This is a genomic window from Salinicoccus carnicancri Crm (assembly GCF_000330705.1).
Taxonomy (GTDB): domain Bacteria; phylum Bacillota; class Bacilli; order Staphylococcales; family Salinicoccaceae; genus Salinicoccus; species Salinicoccus carnicancri.
Map to the genome: position 1 here is coordinate 250,858 of NZ_ANAM01000006.1, position 21,428 is coordinate 272,285.

At 49.9% G+C, this 21,428-nt stretch carries 19 protein-coding genes and 2 riboswitches; of the genes, 17 read left to right on the top strand and 2 right to left on the bottom strand.

Annotation, left to right across the window (positions count from 1 at the left end):
- Positions 1-4 precede the first annotated feature (4 nt).
- A complete protein-coding gene (locus tag C792_RS0106070) occupies positions 5-217 on the bottom strand; it encodes a hypothetical protein (RefSeq protein WP_017548565.1) in 213 nt (70 codons plus the stop codon).
- Between the two features lie 86 nt (positions 218-303).
- Between C792_RS0106070 and C792_RS0106075 the strand changes: the two genes are divergently transcribed.
- The 15 genes from C792_RS0106075 to hfq all read left to right on the top strand — a co-directional run bounded on the left by C792_RS0106075 (position 304) and on the right by hfq (position 17,989).
- Positions 304-1,077: a TIGR00282 family metallophosphoesterase gene (locus C792_RS0106075; protein ID WP_017548566.1), complete on the top strand. Its 774-nt coding sequence runs from the start codon at positions 304-306 to the stop codon at positions 1,075-1,077.
- 87 nt (positions 1,078-1,164) lie between these two features.
- Complete coding sequence (locus C792_RS0106080) at positions 1,165-2,904, top strand: 2-oxoacid:acceptor oxidoreductase subunit alpha (RefSeq protein ID WP_017548567.1); 1,740 nt, start codon at positions 1,165-1,167, stop codon at positions 2,902-2,904.
- The gene (locus tag C792_RS0106085) at positions 2,904-3,770 is read left to right on the top strand and encodes a 2-oxoacid:ferredoxin oxidoreductase subunit beta (RefSeq protein ID WP_017548568.1); all 867 of its coding nucleotides are present in this window, start codon (positions 2,904-2,906) and stop codon (positions 3,768-3,770) included. The genes C792_RS0106080 and C792_RS0106085 overlap by 1 nt, the downstream gene beginning before the upstream one ends.
- Before the next feature lie 121 nt (positions 3,771-3,891).
- A complete protein-coding gene (locus C792_RS0106090; RefSeq protein WP_017548569.1) occupies positions 3,892-5,613 on the top strand; it encodes an ABC transporter ATP-binding protein in 1,722 nt (573 codons plus the stop codon).
- A complete protein-coding gene (locus C792_RS0106095) occupies positions 5,606-7,432 on the top strand; it encodes an ABC transporter ATP-binding protein (protein ID WP_017548570.1) in 1,827 nt (608 codons plus the stop codon). Before C792_RS0106090 ends, C792_RS0106095 begins: the two co-directional genes overlap by 8 nt.
- A 51-nt stretch (positions 7,433-7,483) precedes the next feature.
- Positions 7,484-7,576: riboswitch (TPP riboswitch) on the top strand.
- A gap of 48 nt (positions 7,577-7,624) precedes the next feature.
- Complete coding sequence (locus tag C792_RS0106100) at positions 7,625-8,221, top strand: ECF transporter S component (RefSeq protein WP_051021714.1); 597 nt, start codon at positions 7,625-7,627, stop codon at positions 8,219-8,221.
- 3 nt (positions 8,222-8,224) lie between these two features.
- Positions 8,225-9,649: an ABC transporter ATP-binding protein gene (locus C792_RS0106105; RefSeq protein ID WP_017548572.1), complete on the top strand. Its 1,425-nt coding sequence runs from the start codon at positions 8,225-8,227 to the stop codon at positions 9,647-9,649.
- A complete protein-coding gene (locus C792_RS0106110; RefSeq protein ID WP_245537521.1) occupies positions 9,621-10,415 on the top strand; it encodes an energy-coupling factor transporter transmembrane component T family protein in 795 nt (264 codons plus the stop codon). The genes C792_RS0106105 and C792_RS0106110 overlap by 29 nt, the downstream gene beginning before the upstream one ends.
- Before the next feature lie 142 nt (positions 10,416-10,557).
- On the top strand, positions 10,558-10,980 hold the full coding sequence (locus tag C792_RS0106115) for a YlbF/YmcA family competence regulator (protein ID WP_017548574.1): 423 nt from the start codon (positions 10,558-10,560) through the stop codon (positions 10,978-10,980).
- Positions 10,981-11,054: 74 nt separating this feature from the next.
- Complete coding sequence (thiW, locus tag C792_RS0106120; protein WP_017548575.1) at positions 11,055-11,552, top strand: energy coupling factor transporter S component ThiW; 498 nt, start codon at positions 11,055-11,057, stop codon at positions 11,550-11,552.
- Between the two features lie 41 nt (positions 11,553-11,593).
- Positions 11,594-14,110, top strand: coding sequence for a DNA mismatch repair protein MutS (gene mutS, locus C792_RS0106125; RefSeq protein WP_017548576.1), 2,517 nt, complete (start codon positions 11,594-11,596; stop codon positions 14,108-14,110).
- Positions 14,111-14,114: 4 nt separating this feature from the next.
- Positions 14,115-15,980, top strand: coding sequence for a DNA mismatch repair endonuclease MutL (mutL, locus tag C792_RS0106130; protein WP_017548577.1), 1,866 nt, complete (start codon positions 14,115-14,117; stop codon positions 15,978-15,980).
- 12 nt (positions 15,981-15,992) lie between these two features.
- Entirely contained in the window at positions 15,993-16,868 is an 876-nt protein-coding gene (locus C792_RS0106135) for an alpha/beta fold hydrolase (protein ID WP_017548578.1), read from the top strand.
- A complete protein-coding gene (gene miaA / locus C792_RS0106140; protein ID WP_017548579.1) occupies positions 16,861-17,805 on the top strand; it encodes a tRNA (adenosine(37)-N6)-dimethylallyltransferase MiaA in 945 nt (314 codons plus the stop codon). Before C792_RS0106135 ends, miaA begins: the two co-directional genes overlap by 8 nt.
- The gene (gene hfq / locus C792_RS14320; RefSeq protein ID WP_040608735.1) at positions 17,792-17,989 is read left to right on the top strand and encodes an RNA chaperone Hfq; all 198 of its coding nucleotides are present in this window, start codon (positions 17,792-17,794) and stop codon (positions 17,987-17,989) included. The genes miaA and hfq overlap by 14 nt, the downstream gene beginning before the upstream one ends.
- Before the next feature lie 48 nt (positions 17,990-18,037).
- Here hfq and C792_RS0106150 read toward each other — a convergent pair whose 3' ends face one another.
- Entirely contained in the window at positions 18,038-18,529 is a 492-nt protein-coding gene (locus C792_RS0106150) for a glutathione peroxidase (protein ID WP_026090257.1), read from the bottom strand.
- A 133-nt stretch (positions 18,530-18,662) separates the two neighbouring features.
- Here C792_RS0106150 and hflX point away from each other — a divergent pair, with 133 nt between their 5' ends.
- Both hflX and C792_RS0106160 read left to right on the top strand, forming a co-directional pair.
- A complete protein-coding gene (gene hflX / locus C792_RS0106155; protein WP_017548582.1) occupies positions 18,663-19,898 on the top strand; it encodes a GTPase HflX in 1,236 nt (411 codons plus the stop codon).
- Between the two features lie 49 nt (positions 19,899-19,947).
- The gene (locus C792_RS0106160) at positions 19,948-21,159 is read left to right on the top strand and encodes a methionine gamma-lyase family protein (protein WP_026090258.1); all 1,212 of its coding nucleotides are present in this window, start codon (positions 19,948-19,950) and stop codon (positions 21,157-21,159) included.
- 98 nt (positions 21,160-21,257) lie between these two features.
- Positions 21,258-21,367, top strand: a riboswitch (SAM riboswitch).
- Positions 21,368-21,428: the final 61 nt, after the last annotated feature.

Here is a 21,428-nt window from a genome sequence, read left to right on the forward strand (position 1 = left end):
TCGGTTAAATATTGATTTCGATATCTCTTATACTATTGAAAGCCTCACTTGTTTCCTGGGTATTATTCGAAAAACGTTCATATTTTTCAGCCAGTTTGTAGGCGCTGAGATAGAGTTCAAGACTGTCCTTGGCCTTATCTTCAATAGATTCACTTTCGGAAGGATTGGCCAATAATGTGAATTTGGCAAACTCCCTGGGGTCAATGGATAATGTCAAATTATTCACTCCTAATTAATTTATAGGTAATACATACCCCAAAGCATGTATAATGAAACATGAAATTATAAAAAAGGATGAATTTGATGCGTATTTTATTTATCGGGGATATTGTCGGTAAGGTCGGCAGAAGAATGCTGAGTGAAAATCTGATGAATCTTAAGAAGGAACACGGAGCTAATTTTACAATAGTTAATGGTGAAAATGCCGCCCACGGGAAAGGGATAACGGAGCGGATTTACAAAGAGATACTGGGCTATGGAGCGGATTTCATTACACTTGGCAACCATACGTTTGCCAAGCGTGAGATATATGATGTACTGGACCGGGATGTCAGGATGGTCCGGCCCGCCAATTATCCGGAAGGCGTTCCGGGGAAAGGGTACGGCATCGTGAATGTTAATGGCAGAAAACTTCTGATCATGAATCTGCAGGGCAGAAGTTTCATGCCGGCAATCGACTGTCCGTTCAAAAAAGCGGATGCCATCCTGGAGCATGTGGAGGCGGATGAAATATTTGTGGATTTCCACAGTGAAACGACGAGTGAAAGTCTTGCGATGGGTCACTATCTCGACGGCAGGGCGGATGCAGTGGTGGGGACACACACCCATGTACAGACGAATGACGAACAGGTACTTCCGGGCGGGACCAAGTATATTACAGATGCGGGGATGACCGGCTTCAAAGACGGCATACTCGGAATCCGCAAAGAGGAGGTCATCGACCGTTTCCTCTACCAGTTGCCTGTCAGGCACAATGTCCCCGAGGAAGGTGCGGGGATCCTGTCCGGTGTCATCATCGATACGAAAACACATAAGATAGACAAGATCAGGATAGAGGAAAAGAGTGCTAGGCCGTAGGGCTGATTTTGTGTGAATCGGTGCGGTGAATATCGAAAAACAGTCTCGATTCTGATATATTAACATAAGGACAAGGAGGCAATATGTATGAAAGAACAATTGTCATGGAAAGTCGGCGGCCAGCAGGGTGAAGGGATCGAATCGACGGGTGAGATCTTTTCCACGACCCTTAACAGGATGGGATACCATCTCTATAGCTACAGACATTTCTCGAGCCGCATCAAAGGCGGCCACACAAATAATAATGTAAGGATCTCTGCCAAAGAAGTAAGGGCAGTGAGTGATAATATCAATATACTGGTTGCATTCGACCAGCAGACCATAGACCTCAACGCACATGAACTGGTGGACGGCGGGGTCATCATAGCGGACAGCAAGTTCAATCCGACGAAGGACGAATCGCTGGATGTTCAGCTCATACCGATTCCGTTCACTGAAACAGCCAAGGAGCTCGGCAGCCAGCTGATGAAGAACATGGTTGCCATCGGTGCCAGTGCCCGGCTAATGAACCTTGAGATGCAGCCGTTCCGTGACATGATCTATACGATGTTCATCCGTAAGGGGGAACAGATTGTAGACAGCAACAATGAAGCGCTGAAAGAGGGATACGAGCTGATGGACAGCGCAATGGCTGACATTTCGGGGGATTTCGAAATGGTGCCGTCTGAACAGGAGGAACGCCTGTTTCTCATCGGCAACGATGCCATCAGTTTCGGTGCACTGAACGCGGGTGTGCGTTTCATGGCGGCATACCCGATCACGCCGGCAAGTGAAATCATGGAATACATGATTGAGAATCTGCCGAAGGTCGGAGGCACTGTGATTCAGACCGAAGACGAAATATCGGCGGTGACTATGGCGATCGGTTCAAACTACGCCGGCGCGCGCAGCTTCACATCTTCCGCCGGTCCGGGTCTCTCCCTGATGATGGAATCCATCGGGCTTTCCGGCATGACGGAAACACCTCTTGTAATCATCGATACGATGCGCGGCGGACCGTCCACCGGACTTCCGACAAAGCAGGAGCAGTCGGATCTGATGCAGATGATTTACGGGACGCATGGGGACATACCGAAAGTCGTGCTCGCACCGTCTGATGTCGAAGATGCCTTCTATACGACAATCGATGCCTTCAATATTGCAGAATATTACCAGGTTCCGGTAATCCTGCTTTCCGACCTGCAGATGTCACTCGGCAAGCAGTCATCCAGACCCTTCGACCTGTCTTCGGTTGAAATCAGCAGAGGTAAGACGATTACCGAGGATCTGGAACGGGACGAAACAGAGTATTTCGAACGCTACAGCGATGAGAAGGATGGCATTTCAAGCCGTCCGATCCCCGGCGTCAAAGGTGGTATCCATCATGTGACCGGCGTTGAGCACAGTACGACCGGCACACCAAATGAAAGTGCCGACAACCGTCAGGTGCAGATGGACAAGCGGATGAGGAAGCTCAAGGACTTCACGATGGATGAACCGTTCAAAGTGAAGGGCACTGTCGGGAGTGAACTCCTCGTCATCAGCTTCCTGAGTGTCAACGGTGTCGTACAGGAAGCAGCTGAACGCCTGGATGCGGATATTACGACAATCAGCCTCAAGCAGATCCATCCATTCCCGATCGATGCACTCCGTCCGTACCTTGACGGTGCAGAGGAGATACTCGTCATCGAACAGAATTACAGCGGACAGCTGAACAGTGTACTGAAGATGAACTACCACGGACACGACCGCATCAAGTCACATGTCAAATATGACGGTACACCTTTCAAGCCGAATGAAATTGAAACTCATATGAGCTCAATTCTAAAAATTAAGGAAGTGTTGTAATGGCTACATTCAAAGATTTCAGGAATAATATAAAGCCGAACTGGTGCCCCGGCTGCGGCGATTTCAGTGTTCAGGCCGCCATTCAGAAGGCATGTGCTGCCAACGGACTCGAGCCGGATGAGCTGGCAGTCATTACCGGCATCGGATGCAGCGGACGCCTGAGCGGCTACATCAAATCATACGGTTTCCATGCTACTCACGGACGCAGCCTGCCGGTTGCGCAGGGCGTCAAGATGGCAAATGACGAACTCACAGTCATCGCCTCCGGCGGTGACGGCGACGGGTTTGCCATCGGTATGGGACATACCGTCCATGCACTGAAAAGGAACATCGACATTACCTATATCGTCATGGACAACCAGATATACGGACTCACGAAGGGACAGACTTCCCCTTCATCCGAAAAGGGGTTCGTCACAAAATCCACACCGAACGGTTCCATCGAGAACGCAATACAGCCGATCAGGACCGCGATGGCGAGCGGTGCAACCTTCATCGCACAGAGTGTAAGCTCCGACATCAAGCAGCTCACTGCCATCATACAGGAGGCGATGAACCATAAAGGGTTCAGTTTTGTCAACGTCTTCAGCCCGTGTGTCACCTATAACAAAGTGAACACATACGACTGGTTCAAAGAGAATCTGACTGCTGTTGAGGATATCGGAGACTACGATAATACAGACCAGAAAGCAGCGATGAATCACATCATGGAACATGAGGGCCTCTTAAAAGGCATCATCTATCAGAATAAAGAAGCCTCCTCATATCAGGAACTGATTGAGGGCTATCTCGATCGTCCGACAGTCAAAAAGGAGATGACCCTTGAGAGGGAGACATTCGATGATCTGATGGCTGCCTTCAGATAAGCCAGTATACATCCCGGGTAAAATTGCCCGGGATGTATTTTTTAATTTGTATATGAAAAAATTTTGAATTGTGTCATAATTGGGATAATAGTTCGGTAACCGAAAGAAGTGGGTGGGATGATTGCTTACGGTATATAAATTTGCTCTGACTTATAAATGGTACATATTCGTTGCACTGTCCTTCATGAGCATAGAGCTCGCAGTGGAACTCGCGCAACCTTATCTTATATCAAAAGTCATTGATGACGGCATCGTGTCCGGTGATATCAATACTGTATGGTTCTATCTTATGGTGATGTTCCTGCTCAGCATTGCTGCATTCTTAAGCGGTGTGATCAATTCATTCTTTTCAAGCCACATTGCCAACGCTTTCAGCTATGATCTCCGGACTGCACTTTTCAGGAGGATCCAGTACTTTACACTGACGACTCTGTCGAAGTTTCCGACATCAAGTCTGATCACCAGGATGACACAGGATGTACTGCAGACGGAAATGCTTCTTTACATGTCACTCAGGATTGTGCTGCGTGCGCCGCTGATGGTCGTAGGTTCGCTGATCATGTCATTTGTGATCAATCCGACGCTCGGGTTCTATCTTTCCTTGCTGACGCCGTTGCTGCTTCTGTTCCTGATCATCGTGTCCATTAAAGGGGGGAAGGTATTCCTGCGCGTACAAAAACGCCTGGATAAAATCAACCGTTTCATCCAGCAGAATCTGGAAGGGGTCAGACTGATCAAGGCCAATGATCGCGGATTGTTCGAGATGAAAAAATTCCAGGAAGTTGCGGGGAGGCTGAGGGATGACACTGTCTATGCGCTCAGACTGATGGAATCGATCATGCCCATGCTGCTTCTCATCATCAACGGCAGCCTTCTCGTCGTCATATGGATGGCGTCCGACATGCTGCGGTCGGATACAGTCCAGGTCGGGGAAGTTGTCGCTGTCATCAACTACGGACTCAGAATGCAGGGCGGTTTTTCAATGTTCGCGTTCATCATAATGGCATTCAGCCGTTCCAAGGCGTCAAGCGAGCGCATGGAAGAGGTACTGAAGTCACCTGTCAGCATCAACAAGAAAGATGGGACGCTGAAAGAGGACAGGGCAGGGACTGTCAGGTTTGACAACGTCTCATTCAGGTATCCCGGGTCCGCGAGATATATTTTGAAAGATATCACATTCGATGTCGCAGCCGATGAAAAGTTTGTCATCATGGGCGGCACCGGATCCGGCAAGAGTACGCTGCTCAGCCTGATTCCGAAGATGTATGATGTCAAGGAAGGGAAAATATATGTGAATGACAAGAGTCTAGAGGATTGGGAAGAGGATGATCTGAGGCAGACGATCGGTTACGTCCCACAATCTGCAGTCCTGTTCTCAGGCAGCATCTATGAAAACCTTTTGTGGGGCAACCTTGAAGCTGAAGAGTCGGAAGTCCTCACATCCACCGAAAAGGCGCAAATCCACAGTTCGATCGAGGCGTTCGACCACCGCTATGAAACACGGGTCGGCCAGAGGGGTGTCACTTTATCCGGCGGACAGAAGCAGCGGCTTTCCATTGCGCGTGCACTGGTCAGGAAACCGTCAATACTCATTTTGGACGACAGTACCTCAGCCCTTGATATCCGGACCGAGTCAGCTCTGTGGGAAGCACTGAAGGATGAAAATGCGACCCGCATCATAGTGACACAAAAAGTGGTCACTGCAAAATCGGCCGACCGTGTGCTGCTGCTTGACGGCGGTCAGGTCAGTGCGATTGGCACACATGATGAACTGATGGCTTCATCCGGACTTTACCGTTCGATTGCAGAGTCTCAGATGGAAGGTGGGCACCTCGATGATTGATTTTATCAGACGGCCTTTCGGCCATGATCCAGTCCTTGGAAAAGAGGATATCGGGAGGAGGAAACGGAAAGAAAATCAGCGGGCAAGTGACGTAGGCGGTACACTCAAGCGGATGTGGCAGTTCATTAGCGAGGAAAGGAAACTCCTATGTCTGATCATCATGCTCGTTGCACTCACAAGTCTGCTCAGCATCACCGGCCCCTTCCTTGTCGGCTATATTGTGGACAATTATTTCGTTCAGCGTGAGTTCGACGGCCTGTTCCGGATTCTGATGATCCTGCTCGCAACATATATTCTGCTCTCAGCCGCCCAGTACAGTGCGGCCTTCCTGATGGTCGGCCTTTCACAGCGTACGGTCTATAAGCTCAGGGACCGGCTTTTTTCACATATGCAAAATCTGCCTGTACACTTTTTTGACAAGCGGCAGCATGGTGAACTGATGAGCCGGATGACAAACGATATCGAGACGATATCCCAGACGCTCAATACTTCATTCATCCAGTTTACGACGAGTGTCGTCACATTGCTCGGGACGCTAAGCGTCATGCTCTATCTGAGTCCGCTGCTGACTCTGCTGACAGTTACAATCATACCTGTCCTCATACTGGCTGTGGGATTCATTACACGTCGTACCGGGCCACTGTATAAAAGACGGCAGCGTGCGACCGGTGAACTGAACGGATACATCGAGGAGATGGTATCCGGTCAGGAAATCGTCAAAGTGTTTTCGCAGGAGGAGACTGCGATAGAAAACTTCAACAAACGAGCCGGGAAGCTCCGTGACATCACATTCTGGGCATTTCTCTACGCGGGTCTCATACCGAAAGTGATGAATATGTTAAACAATATCAGTTTCACGATCGTCGCCGGGGCCGGCGGACTGCTCGTGTTCTATACCGACGGTGTGGTGACGATAGGCACCATTGTCGTCTTTGCCGAATATGCCAGGCAGTTCACGCGGCCACTCGCGGATCTCTCCAACCAGTTCAACCAGGTGCTGTCTGCGATTGCTGGGGCGGAACGGGTCTTCGGCATCATCGACACCGAACCGGAAGAGGATGAAGGCACAATCCGGGACAGGGAAATACGGGGTAGGATCGGTTTCAGGGATGTGACATTCTCCTATGATAAGGACCAGAAGTCGCCGACAATCAACAACCTCAGTTTCGACATCGCAGAAGGCGAATCGGTTGCCCTGATTGGTGCGACCGGTGCCGGCAAGACCACCGTGATGCAGCTGCTTGCGAGATTTTACGAGACGGACCGGGGTGAGGTAACGATCGACGGTGTCGCCATAACGGATTACAGGCGCACAGCTATAAGATCGCAGACCGCTTTCGTGCTTCAGGATCCTTATCTGTTCGAGTCGACAATCCGTGAAAATATCCGCTATGGAAAGCTAGACGCGACAGATGAAGAGGTTGCAGAAGCGGCGAAGCTTGCCAACGCCCACGGGTTTATCATGGAGCTTGAGGACGGCTACGATACGATGCTTGAAATGGATGAGGGGTTCGTCTCCCAGGGGCAGAAACAGCTGATTTCCATTGCCCGCGCATTGATCACCGATCCCGCCATACTGCTGCTCGATGAGGCGACCAGCAGTATCGATACAGTCACTGAACTCAAAATCCAGGAAGCACTCGAACGCCTGATGAAAGACAGGACGAGCATCATCATTGCGCACCGGCTGAATACGATCAAAGCTGTGGACCGGATATTCGTACTGGACCAGGGCGAGCTGGTCGAGAGCGGCAGCGAGGAAGAACTCATGGCGCTTGGCGGCCGGTACTACCGGATGATGACCGACAACCGAGGCTAGGCTTCACAAAATCATTCTTTTATATTATGATGGTATTAATCGAATAGAAGGCATGACCACTAGGGGTGTCCGCAGACGGACTGAGATTTACCCTTACTACCTGATCTAGATTATACTAGCGTAGGGAAGTGGCATATTTTTTAATATGCACACCACTCCGCTAGTGGTGTGCTTTTTATTTGAAAAATATCAATGGAGGTTTTTCTTTTGGCTTTACGAAAAGGGTTAACACTTACTGATGTATTGATTACAGTGGTAATCGCATTGGTCTTTGCAGTCATCTATTCGATATGGGGCGGTGTATATACGATGCTCCAGCCGCTCGGGCTCCACTTGAATGAGCTGGTCTACGGCATGTGGTTCATCGCTGCCGTAGTGGCCTATCTCATTATCAGGAAGCCCGGTGTGGCAATCATTGCGGAATTTGCAGCAGCATCCGGGGAGACCATCTTCATGCTGCAGTTCGATGTGATACTCATGATTTACGGACTGCTTCAGGGACTGGCTTGTGAAATCGTATTTGCAATTGTGAAGTATAAAAGCACTGCACTGATGGTTGCAGTGACAGCAGGAGTGGCTGCCGCATTGTCCACCCTGCCGCTCGACTGGTATTATGGCTATCTCGGACAGCTTGAGACATGGAACCTCATGCTGATGATCGGCTTCAGAGTGTTGAGTGGTGCACTGATTGCCGGCTGGCTGGCACATGCGCTCTACAGAGGGCTCGGGGAGACCGGGGTGCTCAAACTGGTGGGTGCCCCTGCCCCGGAACGCAGCGAGAGGCTGTAGAAGATGGTGATGGACATTGCAAATCTCAGGCTCAGGTTTGACGGGGAGGAGGAGAATCTCTTCCACGGTCTTGATATACGGGTGGAGGAAGGGGAGAAAGTACTCCTGCTCGGACCGAGCGGCTCCGGGAAGAGTACGCTCCTCAATATAATGGGTGGTTTGATCCCCCGTGTGATTGATGTACCGATGAAAGCCGACAGGCTTCATGTTTCGGATGACGGCGCATATGTATTCCAGGATCCGGATTCACAGTTCACGATGCCGACAGTCGGGGAAGAACTCGGATTTGTACTTGAGAACAAAGGCGTACCGCAATCGGAGATGGAGCAGGAGTTCACAACTGTCCTTGAAGCTGTCGGGCTGGATGTTTCTTTCGGAAAGGATATCCAGGAGCTCTCAGGCGGTATGAAGCAGAAACTTGCGATAGCCTCCGCCCTGCTCCAGGACTCGGATACGCTGTTCCTTGATGAACCGGCGAGTATGCTTGATGAAGGCTCTGCAAGACATGTCTGGGACACGGTTGAGAGCATATGGGAGAACCGTACTGTGGTAATCATCGAACACAGGGTGGAGTATATATGGGATAGAATGGATCGTGTAATCCTGATGGATGACTCGGGCGGAATTGTATGTCAGGGTACACCGGGAGATATGCTCACGAACCATGGAGATCTGCTTACAGCATTCGGTGTCTGGCACCCCCGTTCATGGGACGGCGCTCCGGCATTGCGGCGTGCGGAACCGTCAGAAGAAACGCTGCTCGAGGCAAACAGCCTGGATGTCAGACGGGGGAAGGATACCATCATAAAAGTGGACGGGATGAAGATCAAGAGAGGTGAATGGGTGACCATCGAGGGTGCGAACGGTACAGGCAAGACAAGCCTGCTGCTTGCATTGATGAAACTCATTCCATCTGCGGGTGACCTTCACTACCGGGGGAAGAAGATCAGGAAGACCAGGCATATTGCCGGCGCCGTATATCCGGTTTTCCAGAACCCGGAACTGCAGTTCATCACGAATAAAGTTTTCGATGAAGTTTTCATCAATCTTGAAATGCACTTCGACAAAACAGAGGCGATTCGGCAGACTGGAAAGTTGCTTGAGAGGTTCGGGCTGTCCGGTGTTTCGCATCTTCATCCTCTTGAAATATCGACAGGGCAGAAAAGGCGTCTGAGTGTAGCGACCGCTGCAGGAGGCGTGCCGGAGATCATCATGTTTGATGAGCCGACATTCGGCCTCGATCAGAGACAGACGTTCAGGCTATTGGAACTGTTTTCTGAAATGACCCGGGCGGGCAAGTCAATTGTCATGATCACGCATGATGAGGAAATCAAAAGGCGGTATCCATCAAGGCGGCTGCTGATCGAAGATGGAAGGCTCACGGAAAGGACAGGGGTGAATGATGCTGCAGTCAATCAGGAAATATGAAACATTTGTCAACCGCTGCAATCCCATCACTAAAGTCGGACTTGCAGCGGCACTTTTCCTAACAGTCGTTTTCATCCACAACCCGAACTACCTATTCCATCTTTCCCTGCTCCTGCTGCTTGCAATGATAATACTGTCCGGTGTGAAACTCCGGTATCTTGCAGCTCTGCTTGCGGTCATGCTTCTACTCGGCTTCATATCGAGCCTCTACATGATATTCTACGGCGAAGGCACGACCACACTGTACAGTTTCGGAATCATCCGCATTACCGAGGAGAGTTTCATCCGTGGCATCCATGTGATGATGCGTGGGCTTACAGTATCATTCTTCGGCGCACTCATCATTTTCACGACCCGCATCACGGATGTATTCTACAGCCTGATGCAGCAGCTGATGCTCAAGCCGAAATATGCCTATTCGTTCATGGCCGCGGTGCGCATGGTGCCAATCATCCTTTCGGAGTATGTGGCACTCAGACAGGCGAGGAAGGTGAGAAGGGCACTCATCCACAAAAAATATGTGACCGGGATGAAAGGGTTCAAAACGACGATCATCACACTGCTGAGCCAGAGCATAAGGCGTGCGTACCGCCTTGGAATTGCGATGGAATCGAAAGGCTTTGATGACGGACCGAGAACCTACTACCATCGGACGTCGTTTTCGATATCAGATATCTATCTCATTCTGTTCATTGGCGCATGCATCTTTGTGTCATTCCAGTTGGGCCAGATTATCACTCCGTTTGAGAGCACCGATGCAAGATAGGGATTTCTGGTCAAATAGCTTTGAAATATGGGCTGAAAACAGATATACTGTATAGGAGAATTTATTAATGGAAATGCACGTGCCGGTGTTTCAGAGTATGGGAACACTGATCGTTGCAATTTGATATAAAGGTGGAAGCAGGATGTATAGCAAAGATGAAATCGTAAATGAGGCAAAGCAGCTGGGCAAGATGATGTCAGAGACCGAGCAGGTTGAGTTCTTCAAGAAAGCGGAAGCGAAAATCCATGAGAACAAGGATGTCCGCGAGAAGATGGCGAGTCTGAAGAGTCTGCAGAAACAGGCCGTCAACTTCCAGAACTACGGCAAGGAACGGGCCTACAACCTCACAGAGGAGAAGATCAAAAAGATCGAAACAGAACTGGACGAGATGCCTATCGTCACACAGTTCAAGGAATCACAGGGGCAGGTCAACGAACTGCTCCAGATGGTGTCACACGCCATAAGCCAGACCGTGACGGATGAAATCATCACCACAACAGGCGGCGACCTGCTCCAAGGCGAAACAGGGGCGGCGATGAAAAACAAACCCAATCAGGGCAATTAAAAGCAGAATGAACGAGAGGTGAGGGACTGTACATCCGATTGGTGTACAGTCCTTTTATAAAATGGAGGCATCATATGACAAGGAAATTGACTTTAACTGGCGTATTCACAGCTTTGAACGTCGTGCTCAGCATGTTCATCATCATCCCCCTGGGACCGATAAGGGCTGCGCCCATCCAGCACCTGATCAATGTCATAAGCGTCGTATTCACAGGTCCCTGGGGAATCGTGCAGGCATTCCTGTCCTCGACGATACGCATTCTGATGGGCACGGGATCGCCGTTTGCATACCCCGGAAGCATGGTCGGCGCACTCCTTGGTTGGCTGCTCTACAGACGTTTTGGAAAACTTACGGCTGCAGCAGCCGGCGAGGTTGCAGGCACCGGGATTTTCGGTTCCATTGCCACCCTGCCGCTTATCATGGTGCTCGGACTTGAACTTGAATTCTTCTATGTCCTCGCACCGGCCTTCATGGTGAGTTCGCTGATAGGCGCTCTCATTTCATGGGCCCTGCTTGGGCAGCTTGAGAAAAAAGGTGTAATCGACCGCTTCAACAATGAAAGACGGACATGATATAATTCTAGGTATACAATCAGAACAATGGAAGTGTTGATATGCAGAAAGTAACACCGATGATGCAGCAGTATCTGAAGATAAAAGATGAGCATCCAGATGCTTTGCTACTATACCGGCTCGGGGACTTCTACGAACTTTTCTACGATGATGCAATCACCGCAAGCAAAGTGCTCGAAATCACCCTGACTTCACGTGACAAGAAGAAAGATCCCATACCGATGTGCGGTGTGCCCTACCACTCGGCGAAAGGGTATATAGAAAGGCTGATCGACCACGGATATAAAGTGGCAATCTGTGAGCAGATGGAAGACCCGAAGCAGGTAAAAGGCATGGTGAAACGGGAAGTGGTCCGCATCATCACCCCGGGAACGCTGATCGATGATTTCGGAATGGAGGATGGCCAAAGCAACTATATCCTCGCGCTAAGCGAAAATAGAGGCAGCTACATCACGGCCTATTCCGATATTTCCACCGGTGAGATAAATGCCTTTACAACAGATGACCCGGTCATACTCAAAAGTGAAATCGACCGAATCCGCCCGAGTGAGATTGTGTTGGAGGAGGGCATCACGGGCATACTTGCCGAACTGTATCAGGACCCGCCGTCCAATACACTGTACAGCAGCGATGAATTCCATGCGCTTGAATGCAGTGTGGAGATTACAGACGAGGAAAAAGAGACGCTGAGCCTCCTCATATCCTATATCCGTTCTGTAAATATGCGCGAATTGAAGCATTTCAGGACAGTGGAAAAGCATAAGATCAAAGAGACCATGCAGCTGAATTATGCTGCAATCTCCAACTTGGAACTATTGGAAAGCCTTCAGACGAAAAAGACGAAAGGGTCACTGTTCTGGTATCTGAATGAGACGGGTACACCGATGGGCAAGCGCAAGCTCAGAAAATGGGTGGAGCGCCCTCTGCTGAACGAAAGCATGATCATGCTGCGTCAGGACGCAGTCGAAGCACTGCTCGGCCATTTCCTCGAACGGGAGGACATGCGCGGCCTGCTTGAGGACGTCTATGACATCGAACGGCTGGTCGGCAGGCTGAGCTTCGGAAACATCGACGCAAAGGACCTGGTGCAGCTGAGGGACTCCCTCGGTGTCCTGCCGGATCTCCAATCCCTGCTTGCTGATACCGGCCTGCTCGAATCAGAACTCTTCACAGCGTTCGATCCGCTTCAGGATGTCCACGCCATCCTGAAGGAGAGCCTGAACGACTCACCGCCGAAAACCATAAGGGAAGGTGGCATCTTCAAGGATGGCTACAGTGAAAAGCTCGATGAATTGCGCTATATTTCGAATAACGGCCGTACATGGCTGAACGGCTATATTGAGGATGAGCGCGAGCGCACAGGGATAAAAAATCTAAAAGTCGGTTTCAACAAAGTGTTCGGGTATTACATCGAGATCTCCAAGGCCAATGCGGTGGGCTTTGATGCAGACGCGTTCGAATACAATAGAAAACAGACGTTGACCAATGCTGAACGCTTCATCACGCCGGAACTGAAAGAGATGGAATCCAAAATATTGAGCGCCCAGGATGAGGGCATCATACTCGAGCATAATCTGTTCAATGAGCTGAGGCTCGCGATGGAATCCTACATCGACAGGCTCCAGACGACAGCGGACCTGATCAGTACACTGGACTGTGTGTTATCATTCGCCACCGTTGCGAATGAATACCGACTTGTAAGACCGGAGTTCACGGAGGCTGAACTGGATATTGAAGAAGGGCGGCATCCTGTCGTGGAGAAGGTCATCGGTGAAAATACGTATGTACCGAATTCGCTCACGATGGATGATTCCACATTCGTCTATCTGATCACCGGACCGAACATGTCTGGTAAAAGCACATACATGCGCCAGACGGCGATCATCAGCATACTTGCCCAGATGGGTATGTATGTTCCTGCAAAATCCGCCAGGCTCCCGATCTTCGATCAGATTTTCACCCGTATCGGGGCAAGCGATGATCTTGCGAGCGGTAAGTCCACATTCATGATTGAGATGATGGAAGCGAATGATGCACTTAAAAACGCCACTCGGGACAGCCTGCTCATCTTCGATGAGATTGGCCGGGGCACATCCACATACGACGGCATGGCCCTGGCACAGTCGATGCTCGAATTCATCCATGATGAAATCGGGGCGAAGACTTTATTCTCCACGCATTATCATGAAATTACGAGACTCGGCCAGTCGCTGTCCGGCCTGAAGAACGTCCATGTCAAGGCGACGGAATACGACGGCAGACTGGTATTTCTCCACAAGGTGAAGCCGGGGGCGGTGGAGCGGAGCTACGGCATCCATGTGGCGCGGCTTGCAGAACTTCCTGGAAATGTGACGGACAGGGCAGACGAGCTGCTCCACATGTTTGAAAGCGGCACAGAAGCGCCTGCCCAACAGCTGGAACTGGCGCTTGATGATAACGAAGCATATGATGACCATCCGGTTGTCGATATGCTGAAGCAGACGGATATAAACAATCTGACGCCGATGGATGCACTGATGAAACTGAACGAGATGAAAAACAGGTTGAAAGGCGAGTGATGAGATGTCTTCAATCAGAGTGCTTGATCCAAAAATACAGAACAAAATAGCCGCAGGTGAAGTGGTGGAGCGTCCGAGTTCCGTCGTCAAGGAGCTGATTGAGAACGCCCTTGACGCAAATGCGGATGAAATCGAAGTGTTCATAGAGGAATCCGGGATGAAGCTGATCCGCATCGTCGATAATGGTGAGGGCATCCATCAGACGGATGCGCCCCTTTTGTTCCAGAGGCACGCCACGAGCAAGATAGATGATGATTACGACCTTTTCCAGATCAGGTCGCTTGGATTTCGAGGCGAGGCGCTGGCGAGTATCGGCGCTGTAGCCAAAGTGATGGTGGAGACAAAGCACCTGGAAGGAGAGCCGGTCACCATCCGGTTTGAAGGTGGGGAGCTGAAGGAACAGGGGCCGGGCAAAGAACGCCAGGGGACGGATATATCCATCAGTGAACTGTTCTTCAACACACCGGCCCGTCTTAAGTATGTCAGATCCATGCGGACCGAGAGCGGCAAAATTATTGATATCATCCAGAGGATGGCACTTGCCTACCCGGGTGTCAGCTTCAGACTGACACTCGATCACAATGAGAAGCTCTTCACGAAGGGCAACGGCAATTTAAAGGAGGTTATCAGTGACATATACGGCCTCAATATTGCCCGCCATGCTGTAAGAATCGAGGCTCAGGATGCTGATTTCAGAATAACGGGATATGCGATACGGCCGGAAGTGAACCGGAGCAACAGGAACTACATCAATCTTTCAGTGAACCAGCGGCATATAAGGAATTTCAGGCTGTCGCAGTCCATCATCAATGCCTACCATACTCTGCTTGCCAAGGAGAAGTACCCGATTGTCGTCATTGACCTGGAGATGGATCCGAAGATTGTGGATGTCAACGTCCACCCGGCCAAAATAGAAGTCCGATTCTCCAAAGAGAAGGAGCTGAATGACCTGCTTGAATCGGCCGTGCGTACATCACTCAAGGATGAAATGCTGATTCCGGATGTTTCAAAACAGGTTAAAGGGCCAAAGCCCAGAGCAGAGCAGTCTGCCATTGATTTCACTGTACGGGAAGCACCGGACCCTGCGGAACGCACACGCCATGATGAAGACAGGACGGCACCGGAGCCCGGGGCCTACAGGAGCGAACAGAGCGCGACATACAGGACATCGAACAGGCAGTCGGACGTTCCGCCCGCAAAAAAACCTGTGCCGGAACCTGCGGAAGAACCGCTCCCACAGGAAGAACCGGTGGATGAGCCACCGGGGGAAAAAAGGGTAAAGGAGAAGCTCCCATACCTTGAAATCGTGGGCCAGCTTCACGGCACATACATCATCCTGCAGAATGAGTCCGGGATGTATATGATGGACCAGCATGCTGCACAGGAACGTATAAAATATGAATTCTACTATGATCGTATCAATGCGGATGCAGATCCCGGCGTGCCGCTCCTCATCCCATATACCTTTGAGTTCCCGCTGGATGATATAATAACCATAGACGAAAAACTGAAAGATCTGAGTCGCCTGGGTTTTGAAATTGAAAAGAGCGGCGTGAAGCAGTATTCGGTGACCCGGCATCCTTCCTGGGTGGATGAAAGGAATCCGGAAGCCGACATTGAACAGCTGATCCATTTCGTGGCGGAGAAAGACCACTTCAGTGTGAGTGAATACCGCGAGGAGATGTCGATCATGATGAGCTGTAAACAATCCATAAAAGCGAACCACTATCTGGATAAAAGGCACATGGCAGCACTGCTTGAAGAACTCGGCAGGTGCGATTCACCGTATACCTGTCCGCACGGCAGACCGGTCATCATCCACATGACCACCTATGAAATAGAGCGGATGTTCAACCGAATAATGAAATAGGGGGAAGCAGGCATGAAGATCAGAGAGCAGTATATTGAAAATGAGGGCAGACGCATACGGGTCAAGGTTTTCATGCCCCGTCACCCCATCTGTGCCATCCAGGTCATGCACGGCATGGCGGAACATATGGAGAGATACGATGAGATGAACAGCTGGCTTGCCATGAATGACTGCATGGTCATCATGCATGACCACCGGGGACACGGCAGAGATGCAGAGAACCCGGGGCATTTTGATGATTTTGGACAGCTGCTCAGTGACGCGGCAGCAGTCTCCGGAATCATTCCCGGGACACTAAAAAAATTCATTCTCGGTCATTCCATGGGGTCCATTGCAGCCCGCAGGCTCCTGGAGCATTCCCTCTATGACGGAGGTATCATTGTGGGGACCGGCAACAAGGACAATTTCCTGGACAGTGCAGCAGTGCCCGGGCTGGCCGCCCTCGCCGGTGTCAGGGGAAGACAAAAATCGCGCGCAGTAAATACGCTTGCCTTCATCGGCTATGATGAGACATTCAGAGGTGTTCAAAAGAACAGGTGGCTCTGCAGTGATCCGAGAGTTGTAGGCATGTACAATGAAGATCCACTTTGCGGTTTCCTGATGTCGAATGGTGCGCTGTATGAAATTGTCAAAAATATCCGGGAGTCCGGGAAACAAAAGAATCTGAAGGCGCTTGCCCCTGATGTGCCCATACTTCTGATCGGCGGGAAAGATGATCCTTTTTCGAACTTCGGCAGGGATATACGGGTGCTCGCCCGGACACTGATCCGGTTTACAGATTCTGTGACAGTACAGCTCTATGATGACAGCAGGCATGAAGTCCTGTTCGAAAAGAACCGTGAACAGGTGTATAACAGATTATTCGAGTGGGTGATGAGGAATGTCTAAACTGAAGAAAGTTCTGATTCTGATAGGTCCGACAGCCATAGGCAAGACGGCGCTCAGTATTGAAATCGCCAAAAGGTTCAACCTTGAAGTCATCAGTGGTGACTCCATTCAGGTATACCGGGGGATGGATATCGGTACAGGCAAAATCAGAGAAGAGGAAAAGGCAGGTATCCGACATCATATGATCGATGTCATAGAACCGGAGTCCTCCTTTTCCGTCCAGGAGTTCCAAAAGCATGTGACTGAAATTATTGACGAGATACATGAGGACGACCGCATACCATTTATTGTCGGCGGCACGGGTCATTATATCCGTGCTCTGATTCATGGTTACGAATTTGATGAAGAGGATGACAAAGAGAAACGAGAATTGACGGAAACGCTCGAACAGCTGGGTTCGAGTGTTCTGCACGACCGCCTGAAGAAAATCGATCCGAAGATTGCCGCGGAAATCCATCCGAACAACCGCAAGCGGGTCATCCGCATGCTGGTGAAATTTGAACTGAGTGACAGGATAAGCAATCGAATCGGTCCCGGCTACACAGATGACATGAAATATGATACATTTATAGTAGGATTGACACGTGAACGGAAACATATACATGCGAATATCGAATCGCGGGTGGATCAGATGTTCGAACGCGGCCTTCCGGAAGAGGCGCGCCATCTGTTTGAAAACCGCTCCCCGTCAAAAACAGCCTCTGCTGCCATCGGATACAAGGAATTCCTGCCATATTTCGAGGGCGCTGCCGATCTGGAAAGTGTCAAAGAAATGATCAGGCAGCACACGAGGCAGTATGCCAAGCGTCAACTGACATTTTTCAGGAACCAGCTTCCGGTGAAATGGTATGATCTGGACAAAGTACAGAAGGATATAATCATGGAAGATATATATCAATTTCTGCATGCAAAGGAGAGAGAGAATCATGGCAAATGATAATTTGCAGGATAAGTTTCTCAAAGACTTCAAAGAATCTGGAGTGGAAGTGACCGTGTTTCTGGTAAATGGTTTCCAGTTGAGGGGATCAGTCATCGATTTCGACAAGTTTGTGATACAGCTTCATTCCGGCGGCAAGGATCATCTGATCTACAAACATGCAATAAGCACATTTCTCAAGTAATGGAGAAGCATCCTGTTCCAGAGATGGAAAGGATGCTTTTTAAGTGGCTCAGCCGAGACCGCGCAACAGGTTCTTGATATCATCTTCGAAGGAGAACGGCGCCCGCTGCGGTGCATATCTGAAGGCAATTTCCCCTTCCCGTGAAACCAGGAATTTTGTGAAATTCCATTTGATGCGGTTGATGAGCAGGCCGCTTTTGCCTTCGGTCAGGTATTTGTACAACGGATGTAGGGATTTGCCGACGACATCAGTCTTTTCCATTACCCTGAACGTTACGCCGTACTCATTATTATAATGTGCCTTTGCCTCACTTGAGCCGAGCGGTTCCTGATTCATGAAGTTATCCGAAGGGAAGGCCAGGATGACGAGCCCCTCGTCCTTATACCTCTGATGAAGTGTTTCAAGATCTGCAAGCTGATTTTTGAATCCGCACTCACTTGCGGTGTTGACAATCAGGACCACTTTGCCTTTAAAATCGGACATGCTTACGGTATTGCCTGCTTCGTCCTTTGCTTCCAGATCGTAAAAATTAGTTTTCATGCCGTACGCCCCTTTCTGATCATGGGCATAAATATAGTAATACTTTACACATCCAGGCAGCTGGTTAAACATGATTTTTTTAAATGTCACAATCAGGGTAATTGATATATAGACAGAAAATGGAGGTGCTGTTATGACAGAAGCATTCAAAGGAATCATCATAGCGGTTAACACACCCGGGAGGAAGGACATAGACTCCGAAGTGGATGAGCTGGTCAGTCTTGCAGAGTCGATCGGTATTCAAATTACAGGTACCCATGTCCAGAACAGGGCAGCAATGGATCCAAGGTCATATGCGGGGAGTGGTTTTTTAGATGAGGTTTCTTCGCAGTATAAGGACGGCTCGCTTGACTATGTCATAGTAAACGATGAGATTACGGCGAGTCAGAACCGGTCGATCGAAGATGTCATGGACACAAGGATCATTGACCGGACTCAGGTGATATTGGATATATTCAGCCTGAGGGCACACTCGAAAGCCGGGCAGCTTCAGGTTGAACTTGCCCAGCTGCAGTACCTTGTCCCACGCCTGAGAGGCCAGGGCATCAATCTTTCACGGCTCGGGGCCGGCATCGGTACGAGAGGGCCGGGGGAGACGAAACTTGAAACGGACAGGCGGCATATCAACCACCGTATCAAGGAGATCAGGAAGCAGCTGAAAGTTATCGAATCCCACCGCGAACGCTACAGGGAGAAGCGCAACCGGACTCAGGTGGTCAAAATTTCCCTGATCGGCTATACGAATGCGGGAAAATCCTCTCTGTTCAATACCATGGCACAAAGCGATACGCTGGAGGAGGATGCACTGTTTGCGACACTGGATCCGAAAACACGCAGGCTGATACTGCCGTCCGGATTCGAGTGTGTGATTTCAGATACGGTCGGTTTTATACAGAACCTGCCGACGACACTGGTCGAAAGTTTCAAGTCGACCCTTGAGGAGGCGGCGGACAGTGACTTTCTGATCCACGTAATCGACAACACTGCTGAAGACCTCGGGACACATTATGATACTGTGAAGTCGCTTGTCAGGCAGCTGGAAATGGAGAACATTCCGTCAGTTGTGTTCTTTAACAAGACGGATATAGATGCTGGAAGATACTATATCCCTTCCGAGACTCATGAATATATCCATAAGGATATGGATTCCGGTTATATCAACGCCCTGCTCGAAGCATTCATGAAAAAGCATATGGAACCGTACCAAACGGCCATACCGCTAGCCGAAACGCAGAAATTATATGACCTCAAGCGGCATACCATAGTGGAAGAGGAAATCCTTCAAGAAGAGGATGAGCAGTATTGCATAAAAGGTCATGAGCCGGAAGGTTCATGGAGTAAAAGAATTGTGGAAAGAAACGGGGAATAGCGGCGTGCAGAATACAAAAATTCAGATAGGGGCCTTGATAGACGGGGCAATGGATGACATAGCACCGATCATGGCGGAAAATAAAAGGACAGCCAGATTCAATTTCAACAAAGTGATGAAGGCTTTCCACGAAACCGGCGTGTCGGAGAGTGACTTCGCCGGGACGACCGGCTACGGCTATGATGATACAGGCCGGGATAAGCTCGAGGAAATATACAGACAGGTGTTCAGGAGCGAGGATGCGCTTGTGCGCAGCCAGATCATCTCGGGCACCCATGCGATCAGCCTCGCACTGCTCGCACTCCTGGAAACAGGGGATGAACTCATCTACATCAGCGGTGAACCGTATGACACTCTCGGGAAAGTGATTGGAACAGGGGCGGAGGACATCGGCAGTCTCATGGAGAAAGGTGTGCACTACCGGGCAATCGACCTGGTGGATGACAGTTTCGATGAGGAAAAAATCATGGAATCAATTTCAGCCAGGACGAAGATGATCGCCATCCAGCGGTCGCGCGGTTACAGTATGAGGAAATCGCTGACTATCAGTGAAATCGAAGCGATGATTACAAAAATAAAGGAAAGCTATCCTGAGGTCATAATATTTGTTGACAACTGCTACGGTGAATTTGTGGAAAGACGGGAGCCTGTTGAAGCCGGTGCAGATATCATCGCAGGCAGTCTGATCAAAAACCCGGGCGGCGGCATCGCGAAAATGGGCGGCTATATCGCAGGACGGAAAGATCTTATTGAACGCATCAGCTACAGGCTCACGGTGCCGGGCATCGGCAAGGAAATGGGAGCGAGCCTTACTGTGCTCACGGATATGTACCAGGGATTCTTCCTCGCACCGCATACTGTCATCGAAAGTTTGAATGGTGCAGTGCTGACCAGCCGTCTGTTCCAAAAGGTCGGGTTGAAAACCGATCCGGCACCGGATGCGGACAGGACCGACCTGATACAGAGCGTATCTTTCAATACGGAAGGGGAAATGATTACCTTTACCCAGATGATCCAGAAGGCATCCCCGGTGAATTCGCAGTTCCTGCCCGTGCCGAGCGATATACCGGGGTATGACAACCCCGTCATCATGGCAGCAGGTACTTTCGTGCAGGGGGCTTCGCTCGAACTCAGTGCAGACGGGCCGCTCCGTGCGCCGTATACAGTCTTTGTGCAGGGCGGGCTTGTATTCGAACATGTTGTCTATGCACTGGAAGAAGCACTCAGAGAGATGAAAGAGAAAGAAATGATCAGCTTTTAACCTGGTTTTTCAGTATGAATTAATTTTCTCAATATTTATATTTGACAGAATATTTAAACCCTGATATCATTACATCCAATATACAAATTAAATAGCATTCCTTATCAAGAGCAGGGGAGGAAATTGGTCCCGTGATCCTGCGGCAACCTCACTTAATTCCAAGTAGAAAGGTGCCCATTCCAACAAGCTTATGCTTGAAAGATGAGGAAGAGTGTCTGTGTAAACCTACCTCTTCCTTACGGGAAGAGGTTTTTTAAATCCTGGTTTTT